The sequence below is a fragment of the Prevotella sp. C0026C3 genome (assembly GCF_056590795.1).
The window spans coordinates 1-11804 of record NZ_JBWPWW010000031.1 but is presented as its reverse complement, the minus strand read 5'-3'; the positions used below and the strand labels follow the sequence as shown (position 1 = coordinate 11804).

The window sequence follows — 11804 nt, the reverse complement described above, 5'->3', positions numbered from 1 at the left end:
ACCGTGAGCAAGGATGGCAAGAAGGTCAACTTCACCGACGGCAACCTGCAGTACATGATGCCCAAGCAGGTATATTCAATCTCCGTGCGCAAGCACATCAAGCCCAACACCCTCTACCGCAAGGGCAAGGACATGCCACAAGCGCTGACCGCCAAGTACAACGTGCTGAAGGGATACTACCGACTCGCCCCCGAGCAGTGGAGCATGGCAGCCCCCACCGGCTACACTTCCAACTACTACTTCGGCATCTACACCTGTACGCAGGACAACAACGGCGCATGGAACGTGGCCTGCATCGACAACCCCGTGTTCGACATGTTCTTCTTCGGAAAACCAGAACACCCCACCCTCATCGACACGAATACGGGCAACTACTTCCAGCCTACGGCAAACACCGAGTACAAGGGCACGGAAAAAGACTGGACCCACTACGCGAAGCTGGCCGACAGCGCCGACCCATTAGTAACCCTCAGCCTGAGCGAGTGGCAGTACCTGTTCGACGTTCGCAGTTTTCCTGACGACGCCAGCACGTCTCCCTTCGCCCTTGCGTTCCTCGACCTCAACGGCAACGGTACCGTGGAGAGAAATGTGGACCAGGCTGGAATCGTGATATTCCCCGATGGAATGACAAAGACGACTGCAAAGACGCTCTTCACCAATGCGAAATACTGGACTTTCGGCAAGCGCGTTTCCCTCGACGCCAACACGGCTGAAGGCAATCTGTGCAAGATCCTCAAGATGGAAGCCGTCACCAAGGAGGGCTGCCTCTTCTTGCCCTTTCCCGGATGGAACGCAGGCCTATCTGGTCTCACCTGCAAGATAGACCAGATAGGCCGCCACTTCAACTACTGGACTTCCACGTCCAACGGTTATGCGACATCAATGTTCCACTACAACATCACGATCGGCGGGGTATTCAAACATACTGACGGAGTCAACGGCAACGCCGTGCGCTTGGTGCGCTTCGTAAATTAACAACGCCGCGAAACGCAATCCGCGCCCACGGACGGGGCAAGACACCGCCGTGAAACGCAATCCGCACCTGCGGACGGGGCAAAACACCGCTGCGAAACGCAATCCGCACCTGCGGACGAGGCAAGACACCGCCGCGAAACGCAATCCGCACCTGCGGACGAGGCAAGACACCGCCGCAAAACGCAATCCGCACCCGCGGACGAGGCAAGACAACACTAAGTATTAACATTTAACAAACAGAAATCATGGGTAGATATATCAAGATAGAGAACGTCAGGTCAAGTTACATGACCAATGCCGAGTATGCAACATTCGTCGCCGCCACGCTGGCACGGCTGGGCGCGAAGAGCGGAGAGAAGCTCGTGGCCGACAAGCTGGGCGTGACCGCCGACTGTGTCGCCCTGCGCAAACGGCTCGACACGCTGGAGGACATCGTGCGCCGGCTCATGGCCACCGGCGAGACCAAGGAGCTGGAGCAGGCAGACCGCCGCCGCGACCAGCTCGCCGCCTACATCCTGCAGACCATCCGCAACGAGCGGAACGCCATCATTGAGGACCGCGCCGAGGCAGCCCGCAGGCTCATGCCGCCCGCCGACCTCTACAAGGGCGTGACCCGCCTGCGCGACGCCGACGAGACGGCCACCATCCGAGGCATGGTCATCGACCTGCGCAAGCCCGGCATGGCCGAGAGCATGGTGAAGCTCGGCCTCACCGCCGTGCTGGACGAGCTGGAGAAGGAGAACGAACGCTACGCCGCCATCGGCGAGCAGCGCCGGCTCACACGGAACGCCAACAACCTCGGCGCCGCCAAGCCCCTGCGCCGCGAGATGGAAGAGCTGTACGAGGACATCGCCGACCGCGCCTTCGCCGTTTCCGTCGTCACCCCCGAGGTGACCGAGGCCGCCGCCTTCATCGCCGCCCAGAACCAAGCCGTGACGGAGGTCCGCCACACCCTTGCGCAGCGAAAAGCCTCCCCCGGCACCTCCCCGAAAGGGAAGGGAAAACAGCCCAACCCGCACGCCGAGGAGCTGGCGAAGCTCAAGACATTGATTGCCGAGTACGAGCAGAGTTCGCACTTCACCGCCGGGGCAGTCAAGTTCACCGGTCTGGCGGCAGGCACGGGCGCGGAGCGCGCCTACCAAGTCTATCTCGCCGACGAGCCGAAGGAACTCTACTGGCTCACGGTGAAGGATGGCAAGCTGACCGAGGCCGACTTCAAGATACAGCCGGGCCAGCCGGGCGGACTGGCCGTGGAGCGGATCAAGTAGATTCTCTCAGCTTTATTCCCCCAAAAGGAAAATGATATCTTAAAAGGGCTGATCGCAGCAATGCGGTCAGCCCTTTCAAATATGTTGTTGTCAATTATCATTCAAAAAACAAGTTATACTCATTCTGTTTTTAATTGCTGAATATCTGTTTTTTTTGCAGCCGTTGTTTTATAGTTTTTTTATGCTTTGTTTTCTTGTTGCAGTCTTACCATTTGTGCAAAAGTCCCATTGTGTGCCATTAGTTCATCGGGCGTGCCCTGTTCCATGACTGTTCCGCCGTCAATCACCACGATGTGGTCGGCACCTAATACGGTGCGCATACGGTGGGCGATGATGATATATGAAATGTAAACTCAATGAGGGTATCTTCTATATATCTTCCAGCCACTCCAAAGACACCATAAGCAAGCCACGCCCATGAGGAAGATGTAAAAAAGAGAAGCCATGCCCAAAAAGGTAAAGATTCGCCCTGTGTGCACTTCTATGCAAACGTTGCGTAATGACATGGGTAGCATTGTCATGCTGTCAGGCATGCGAAGAGATGAAGTACCCTTCTTGTACTCCACCGCCATGTCCTTATTGTCCAAGTCTGATGAAAATCCTGCAATGGCATGACTTCCAAAAGGATTCCCACTCACAGACTGCACCTTTTGATGCGTGAAATAGTCGGTAACGGACTGATGCGCTCTATCCCATACATACATGCCGCTGAACGAACCTACCAGCCATGTGTTCTGATGAGTGTGTTGCTCGACATTGATGCCCATAACGCTCACAGGAGGTTGCACTTTTTCTTTCTCTGGTGTGGCGGTCAAATTCCGAAGAGAATAGAAACCGTCCGACGTACACAACAGCCAGTCGGCTTTATCCTTATCATACCGCAGCGAGCGCAGACAACCATTCCATGGGTTGTCGCTGTCCATGGAAGAAAAAGGTATGGGCGGTATTTTGCCAGAGGCTATGGCTATGAGCGCAGGCGGACGTAGCATCCAGCCTGTAATGGTCAGCAGCAACAGAAAGAACATCGCACCTCGTCCCAACTTGTCGTGCCATGTTATCAGCCTTCGCTTCGTACGTGTTCCCAACAATGAACGGGAACGAGGCGCAAAGGAATAATATACGCCTGATAGGGAGAGAAACAAGAGGATTAGTCCCACGGCATCGACAAAGAGCTTGCCAGCCATACCAAACAGTCCGCCTCCATGAAGAAGCCATATCGTTCGGAAGAGCGAAACTTTCCCTTTGTCATTGTCTGTTTTCTTCAAGGTGATTTTTTGGAAGTCGTGGTAAGGAAAGCGAGACAGATAAACGTAAGACCGACCCGTGATGATGAGCGAGTCGCCCTTCTGTGTAATATCGCTCAACTTTTCGTGCTTACCCTGAAGGATATCAACTTGTTCCCATACGCCATGGTTGTTCAACCGATACAAATGACGTTGACTCATGGCGTATAAACAGCCATTGGGCATGACCGTCATTCCTCGAATGTTTCTCAGGTCGGCACCCTTGGGCAACCCGCGGTTAAAGTCGGTTATCGTGTTCACATCCTTCTCTTTCGCCCAAATGCCAGCGTTGCCGTATATCAACACCTTGTTTCTCCATTTCTGCGTACCACGAAACAATCCTTGATTCCACTGGCTATATCGATATTCTGAGGGTAACAGTGTCCTGCTGATATCGATGCCTTGAAACAACTTGGCATGATTGAGTACTATTCCCGATAGACAAAAGAGTATGACAAATGGAGCTAAGACTATTCCCAGCCATTTATGCTGCCGTCTCCATGTTGTTTTCTTCATCCCAATTCCTTTCATCATTGCTCTGCTCTCTTTCGTTGTTTGCCTTTGAACCAAAGATAAACACCCAACAAAATAAAAGCCATGAGGATGACAAGCATTTGCCATGCGTATTTCTCAGGCTCTACCCAAAACTCCTTAAAGAAGTTGATGCGCCCAAGTATCTCGACAGGAGTCCAAAACACGATGACCGTAGCGATTGCCATTCGGATGTTTGCACCCCATGAGGCAAGACGCAGTTGGCGACGCAGCATAAAGAACGAGCCTATGAGGCATCCCACTCCTACGAGGAACGTAACGGGATGGTGGTCGCCGAGGAAGCGTTTGTCGTAACAGAACATCAGCAGCAGGTACAGTCCCCACAGCATCATGTTCAATTCCATGAACGTGACGATGCTCGTGTGGCGTGTCATGGGTTGCACCACCACAACCTTGCGTTTGCTTCGGAAACATACCTTTTGTATCCATGTAATCAGGTCGCAACCATTCTTGGTGCTGAAGATGTACATCGTCATCACCATCATCCACAAGCCAAACGAGGCAGGCATGATAAGGTATTCGGGCTTCGTCACCACCACGCCATTCTCTATCTCTGGCTGAACGCCATAGCGTCTGGCATAATACAGGAAGAGGAACTCCACCCAACCCGTCCAGAAAAGCAGTCCACCGAAGAGTCCCCACAGCGTCTGTCGGGTATCGCCCTTCACAAACACGCCGACGATTACCATGACGAGGCCTGCCAAGCCCATCATAAAACCAGCAACGTGCATGGCTCCTTCGTTCATGAACTTCTCCATCAATATCATCAGCGCATGACCCAAGGGCATGGCGAAAAGCACCAATAAAAATGAGGCGATGGTACGCCAGATATATAGATTGTTGTTTGTTCTCATTTTTTTCTTATTTCAGTTCATCACAATAATAACTTATTTGTCCGCCCGTATCACCTATTTCAACATCGGCTTTGTACCAACTGATAATCTGTAGTTTGAAATATCGCTGTCCATCGGCAGTGCGCACCACGTAGGTGTGAAACGAGGGAGTATAGACAGGCGGTGGACCAGTAAAAGTCATCGCTTTTGCCAATATGGGATTAGCGTTGGTTTGTGTCGATGCAGGACCGCGATTGGGGTCGAACCAAGGATTCTGTTCAAAGTCGAGTTTATTGGCGATGAGATACTTGTTCCAGTCGTTTTGCGACATGGTGATATATACCGAATGGTCGTCCACCGCCCATTGTAAATTGGTTGGCAATTGCGCCACCGTTTTCCAAGTGTCGTAACCGCCGTATCCTAAGTCGGCGGCTCCACCTTTTCCATTGCCCGATGTTCCGCTATTCGTTCGCATACGGTAGCCGCAAAAGGCAATGTCCCAGTCGGTACGCTCCCGCTGTTCGCCCTCTTTAATGTCGCCATTGGGCTTGTCAAGGTTGAATATTTTTCCTGTGCGCAAATTGATGTACAGCCAATCATTGGTAACGCCGGTGGTGTATCCCGTAACTCTTGGCAGGGTTTTGCCCGTAAACTCCTCCGCATCGTAACTCACGCACGAGGACAATGCTGTCGTTAAAGCGAAAAGTATGAATATGTATTTTCTCATTTCTTTCTTTTTAATGATTTTACGATGTCATCAACAAGAAACTCCACTTGCACATATCCCTTTGCACCGCTGGTGGCAGGAACATTGAACATAGTGATGCCCGATCCCAAGGTGTGGGGCACATAGTTGAAGATGTTATCTACTCCGAGCGTAACTTTCACTTTGTTGTAGAATGTCTGCACCACTGCCAGATTACAAATCGCATAGGTAGGCAATGTGCAACGGAAATAGGCATCGTAACTCTTGCGGTCTTCTTCCACCCACACACGATCTTGCACATCAAAGCTTTTCTCGCCCATGAGCGATGCACTGAAGATGGTTTTCAAGCGGTAGTTAGGCTTGTTATATACATAGTCGATGCTTGCCGTGGCAGCGTGTGGCGATGTGGTGTTCACCTGTATGCCGTTTTGCTTGCTTACGTTTACATAGCTGTATGTTCCATTCAGGGTAAACCGGTCGAGGAAGTGCCATTTCAGGATAGCCTCAATGCCCAGCATACGCTGACTGCTGAGGTTGGTGTATTCAAAGTTATACTGCATATCATAGATGTGCCATACTCCCTCAATCTTCTTTCTGAAAAAGTTTCCATAGGTGTTTACGTTGATGAAGAATCCGTTATGACTATACTCGGCACCCAGCGAAAAGTAATGATTCTTCTCGGGCTTCAAGTCTTCGCTACCCCTGATTTGAAACATCCCTAAATGGTCCCAATTGAAAAAAAGCTCCTTGATGCTCGGTGCCCGGTAACCCATGGAGTAGTTGGCACGTATCGCCCAGTGGTCATCGGGAGAGTATTTTACCGCTATTTTGGGCATCCACATAAATCCGAAAGCTTTTGAAAAGTTGGTTCGCACGCCTGTGGAGAGCATCCAATGGGCATTTGCCGTCCATTCGTCTTGTACGAAGTACTCCGTCTCGTGCAGGGCGCGCGTGGTCATTTTCCGATTCACGAATCGGTCGCTGGTAAGCTCGTCCGAGGTATGCTCCACGCCCAGTATCATACTGTGTCCGCTGAAATAGTTACTGGTCAGCGTGAGGCGTGGCTCGAATATCTTGCTCTTATAAACCTTTTTGCGTTCGTCTATACGCTCGTGCCGTTTGAAGCGGTCGTAGAAATCATTGTGAATGCTCAGGTTTACGCTAAACCAGTCTTTTACATTATATTTCGCCTTAACGCCTGCCATGAAGTCGCGACTCTGCGAGAAAGTCATATCTTGTATCAAGTCGTATGAGTTCATGAAGAACATCGAACCATACACCTGTACCGACAGGTTTCTGTTGGGCTCGTAATAGAACTTCTGCGCTGCCGAGATATGCTCCGTTCCCTCAATGCCCATTGGCGAACGTGCCGCCACACTGGTGAGCGTGATGTCATGAGGCAGAAAGGGGTTTGCCTCCTTTGTGTAAGTCTTGCTGTCGTTCTCCGCCTGATACATATAAAAGGCATCGCTCTCGCTATACCATACGTCGGTTTGTGAGGTGAAAGCCTTGTGCTTCACTCCTGCCGAAAGCCATGCTTGCAGGTTGGGGCGATCGCTGTTCTTCTCAAACATATATAGAAAATCTTTTGGAGACGGTGTCTTGTAGTTGCGCTCGTTCATCTGTGCCCAGCGCATACCTGCCTGAATATCCAATGGTTTGGTCGCTTTTTTAGAAATAAGATTGATGACCGCACCCGAAGCACGACTACCATACAGAGTACTGCTGGCACCCTTTACAATCTCCACACGGTCGATGGCGTGCAGGTTAAAGCGTTCGTAGTCGAGGTTGCCTGCCATATCGCCCGTCATTCGTTCACCGTCTTGCAGAAAGAGAACGTGGCGCGCATCCAGTCCCTGCATTGAGATTTCGTTGCCGAAACCCACTTTCTGAATATTGAGTCCTGGGGTCTCTTGCTGCAGGGCATGTTGTAGGTCGCTGTAGCCTGCATCAACGAGTGCCTTTCCGCCCAATACCTGTGTGGTGATGGGCGACAGTTTTACGGGGCGCTCTGTTCGTGAACCTGTTACAACGACATCGTTCAGGTGTAGCACGTCTTCGCGCATAACAATCTTTATGTTGTTTTCCTGTGGCGGCACACTTCCTTTTACGGGGACGAAGCCCGTTGCATGGACATTATAGTATAGTTCCTTTCCCTTTTCTATACTTAATATCACCTTGCCATCAATGTCGGTAATGGTATTCTTAACATCCAACATCTCTTTGCTCGTGGCATATTGCACAGTAGCCCCTACCAAAGGTTGCTGCGTATCTTTTTCAAGTATGGTTATCCTTACCCTGCGCTGTGCCTGTGCGCTTATCGCCAAAAGCAGGCAAAGGAGTAAGAATAAGAATCCTTTCTTCTGCATCGTTTCTTTTTATTTTTGAAAAAGGAAGTGAAAGCACTCACAGCCCCTCACTTCCTTTATTGCCATATTTGTAACGTATTACAATCCGTGTTCCTTCTTATAGGCTGCCAATTCCTTCTCGTATTGGGCAAACTCGGCTTCGTAATTGTTGATACGGTTCTTGTCGATAGTCTGCAAGAAACACTCGGAACGCACGTTCATCATGTTATAGTCTACAATGAATTCTATTTCATGAGTTTTCACATTCAGATAGCCTTCTACACCTGCGCCACTTCCTTGCTGTACTCCAGAATCATCTTTAGGATTTCCCGTAACGCTACCGTCCTTACCCTTAAACTTTATCCAGCCATCCCCTTTATATGTGTCTTTTTCCCAAGAGTTGAGTTGCATAAACTTACATTTGCATGAGAAATACACAATCAATGGCATCTTGCCTACGGTAAAGCCATCGAGCCTCAGACGAAGACTGTCCTTCTCCCAACTGAAATTAAATTTAGTAGGACATCCTTGGGGCAGGAGGGTCTTATCGACCGTGTTCATTGTCGCTTTTGTGGAAAGGACAATATCTCCTGACAAAATATCTTTTGCCTCTTTTAGGTATTCCAGAGCGGGGGCTTTTTGTTCCAAATTGTCATCACTGTTACAGGAAGATAAACCCAATGAGAACACTGCCAAGAGGCAAAGGATACACTTTACTGTTATGAAATGTTTCATCTTTTTTATGTCTTGTTAATTTAGTGATGACCATTCAACTCCATCTATGAATAACCCATCATTGGACAAGACATTGAGATACTTCTTGATAAAGTCTTTTGTTTCCTGTCTGTCAAACACGTCTTGCGTACACGCAAAAGAGGTTTTTTTCTCGTAGGTATGAAATTCCGTCAATTCTGGATAGGTAACACGACAATTCGCAGATAAACCGCCAAGTTCCAAATCAGATATCATCTTAAATTTGGACAAATCTACCTGCTCTATACTCTTCATATTCGAAAATGTTATCAAATAAGATCGCAACCCGCTTTTTTCTGGTAAAGCTATCTTTTTCAAATCTGGGCATTCTACAAAAACAAGTGAGGAACCATCGGGACCATTCTGTTCCAGCTCAATCGCTCTCTGACCAAACAGGGTACTATGACTTAAATCTATTTCGCTAATACCGCTAACCTTTACCCATTGGAAACCTGTCATGTTTGTAGCATCCTCAAAATTGATGCCTTCAGAGGCATCCACGTCTGTCAATGACAAGGTCCTGAGACCGCTACAGGGTCTCAGATACGGGAGTTTCGCTTTGTTTGTCAGGTTTACAGTAAGAAGTTTGCCATCCCAATAAGGATTGTTCACAATATATTGTACCCCTTCCAGTGTTTCAGCAGTGGCAACTCCATTCCACTTATTAAATACACACTTATTCGACCTATCTTTATTGCTTAACCGCTTGCTGATGTCAATATGAATACCGTCTTCATCAAAGATGCTGGAAAAGTATTTTTTGAAATTAGCCCTTATATTCTCATCAGGTATCTCGCGAATGGTATTGTATTTCTGCAAGTCGCCTTTTGCTGTTTCCATCTTCACGTCTATACTGCCAGACTCAATCTCAGCCTTCTTCTCTCGATAGAAACGCACAAGGTCTTTGATATTAAACTTTGCCGTCTGTGGCAAGTACAATTTCGTGATTTTGTGCAGCTGTGTTACGGTTTCATCACCATTCTCTTCCGTTTTTACATTCACCAGTCCTTCAAAGTCATAAATGTCGTTGCCTGTCAAATCTACACCAGTAATTTGTGCTGGCAGCTGGGCGAAGTCGAAAACAGGTCCATACCCGTTATTGGAGAGTTTTACGTCTTTCAGGTTGGGCAGAATGTCAAGTCCGCTGAGATCTTTGAGTTTGGTTCCGCTTAAATCCAATGCGGTGGTTTTCTCCGCCAAGTCGTTGAGTTCCAACTTGCCGTCTTTGTCAAACTGATAGCCTTTCTGCTTCAGTATGTTCATCAACTCCGTGTTCTTTAGGGCGTTCGCGCTGTACTTAACTACATCGTCGTCACTGCTACATGAGGCAAGTCCCATCACAAGGAATACCAACACTGGTAATGTTAAATTCTTTACTATTTTCATTTTCGATAATAAATTAATTGTTTTGAGTTGCAAAGGTAGGCGTCTTGTTTGGATTTCACAATACCTATTTTTTATGATTTTATTTTTGTTTTTGCAATCCTTATTTATTAGGATTTTGCTATTTGTGAGAATTTTTATCTGTTTTACTTTTGGTAAGGCTCAAACGGTATCGCAGCGATACGAGGGCATAACTATGTATCTGCGGTCGGAAACTCTCGTGATAACCATATTCTGTAACATTGCGGATAAGGTTGCTATGTCTGTTCAGAATGTCATTCCACTTGAACGAGAGTGTCGCCTGTTTCTTTTTGAGAAAACGCCACGACACACCGATGTTCAGCAGCCACTGGTCGTCATCGGCGGTTGCATAAGTGCCTCGGCGCAGATGGCAGTTCGCATCGCCCCATACCTCCACATCGTGGGGCAGTTCCACCGTGCCGCTGATTCCACTGTCGTAGTCTATGGTATTTACCCAGATGTCCGTCAACAGGTTGTGGGAACGATAGCGTGTCGGCAGCCACATTGCGCTCATACAGGCCATGGTGTTGTCGGTCTGGTTGTCCGACTGTCCGAAGTTTCCATTGGCACTGATATTTAGGAGGGTCTTTGGGTCGATGTCATATCGCAGGCTGATGTTTGCGGCATTGCTGTGGTTCTTGCCCGAGGAGAGCAGCACGGATTTCTGGTATTTCGTTCCCGATGCAAGATACTGCTCGTCGTAGTTATGGTTTTCGCTTTCATTGTGGAAGGCGTTGAGCGAGAGGCTTGCATTGAGCGTCATCTTCTTGCCGAATTTCTTCACGATATTGCCCGACAATATGTTTTGGAAATTGTTTCTTCCGACGTTCATGTTGCTGAGATTGTCCGAACGCAGGATCAGCGAGGTATTCTCGCCGTTGGCATTGAACAGGTTGCCCTGCACCTCGTCCCTGCGCCTGTTGCGGTTACCGTGTTCTGCCGTGAGCAATCCGGTCAGACTGCCGTTGTAGCTCGATTTGGTCTTGATGTCCAGCACATAATTGTCGGCGCCCTCATCTACGCCCGTCATTTTCTCCAATGCGCTGAGCATGTCATACAGCTTCAGCAATTCCACTGCATCGGCAGGCATATTCTCCAAGGCGGTGACAATGTCGTTGCCCATGAAGGTCTCGCCGTTGATGTTCGCTCCGTTTAGTGGCTTTCCCCTGAACGACAGTAGCCTGCTCGTCTTGTTGTATTCCATGTCCGGGATATTCCGTATCAGCTCTTCCAGATTAGCCCCTTGTCTCGCTTTCAGACAATCAGTACTGATGAATGTCGTATGCTTTCGCATCGTCATCAGCTTGCGCTGTCCGACGACTATGACTTCTTCAAGTTCTATCGCTTTATGGAGTGAAGAATCAGGCTTGTGTGTGGGATAAATGGTATCACTCACAGCAATATCCAACGTTGTTGAATTTGCCGTGAGATTCAACAAGAAAAGAATGACAAATGTCATAAAATGTCTCTTGCTCATCATTTTGCAAAGTTATCGTAGTTCGCAAAACATACAATACCTTAAAATGGGGATTTTTACCATTGGCAAGGGGATATATTCTCTAAATCTTTCGTTTATAAGCCCCTGGAAAAGCCACACTAATTTGCCCCACGCTGGCAAGTATTTTAGACCCAGTAAGGTTAAAATAACTAGCCCCACCTTGCCAAAATAAGAATGACCCTTT

At 48.7% G+C, this 11804-nt stretch carries 9 protein-coding genes and 1 pseudogene; 2 read left to right on the top strand and 8 right to left on the bottom strand.

The window, feature by feature from the left end; genetic code table 11:
• Together AC1EK4_RS11570 and AC1EK4_RS11565 are read left to right on the top strand one after the other, a co-directional pair.
• Window positions 1-975 (top strand): annotated as a pseudogene (locus AC1EK4_RS11570) (hypothetical protein); the annotation flags it as partial.
• A gap of 245 nt (window positions 976-1220) precedes the next feature.
• A complete protein-coding gene (locus AC1EK4_RS11565; RefSeq protein ID WP_480358364.1) occupies window positions 1221-2243 on the top strand; it encodes a DUF6261 family protein in 1023 nt (340 codons plus the stop codon).
• Between the two features lie 179 nt (window positions 2244-2422).
• Here the strand turns inward: AC1EK4_RS11565 and AC1EK4_RS11560 are convergent, their stop codons facing one another.
• From AC1EK4_RS11560 to AC1EK4_RS11525, 8 genes are all read right to left on the bottom strand, one after another.
• Window positions 2423-2563, bottom strand: a complete 141-nt coding sequence (locus AC1EK4_RS11560; protein WP_480358362.1) for a hypothetical protein — start codon at window positions 2561-2563, stop codon at window positions 2423-2425.
• 33 nt (window positions 2564-2596) lie between these two features.
• Window positions 2597-4042, bottom strand: coding sequence for a PepSY domain-containing protein (locus AC1EK4_RS11555; RefSeq protein ID WP_480358365.1), 1446 nt, complete (start codon window positions 4040-4042; stop codon window positions 2597-2599).
• 14 nt (window positions 4043-4056) lie between these two features.
• Window positions 4057-4932, bottom strand: coding sequence for a hypothetical protein (locus AC1EK4_RS11550; protein ID WP_480358361.1), 876 nt, complete (start codon window positions 4930-4932; stop codon window positions 4057-4059).
• A gap of 7 nt (window positions 4933-4939) precedes the next feature.
• Window positions 4940-5638 carry an HmuY family protein gene (locus tag AC1EK4_RS11545; RefSeq protein ID WP_036899917.1) on the bottom strand — a complete coding sequence of 233 codons (699 nt, stop codon included), beginning with the start codon at window positions 5636-5638 and terminating at the stop codon, window positions 4940-4942.
• Window positions 5635-7986 (bottom strand): TonB-dependent receptor, encoded by a 2352-nt coding sequence (locus AC1EK4_RS11540; RefSeq protein ID WP_480358360.1) that lies wholly within the window; start codon window positions 7984-7986, stop codon window positions 5635-5637. Before AC1EK4_RS11540 ends, AC1EK4_RS11545 begins: the two co-directional genes overlap by 4 nt.
• A 78-nt stretch (window positions 7987-8064) precedes the next feature.
• Window positions 8065-8700 carry a DUF4903 domain-containing protein gene (locus AC1EK4_RS11535; protein ID WP_480358359.1) on the bottom strand — a complete coding sequence of 212 codons (636 nt, stop codon included), beginning with the start codon at window positions 8698-8700 and terminating at the stop codon, window positions 8065-8067.
• Window positions 8701-8715: 15 nt separating this feature from the next.
• Complete coding sequence (locus AC1EK4_RS11530) at window positions 8716-10104, bottom strand: hypothetical protein (protein ID WP_480358357.1); 1389 nt, start codon at window positions 10102-10104, stop codon at window positions 8716-8718.
• Between the two features lie 118 nt (window positions 10105-10222).
• A complete protein-coding gene (locus tag AC1EK4_RS11525; RefSeq protein WP_480358355.1) occupies window positions 10223-11602 on the bottom strand; it encodes a TonB-dependent receptor in 1380 nt (459 codons plus the stop codon).
• Window positions 11603-11804: the final 202 nt, after the last annotated feature.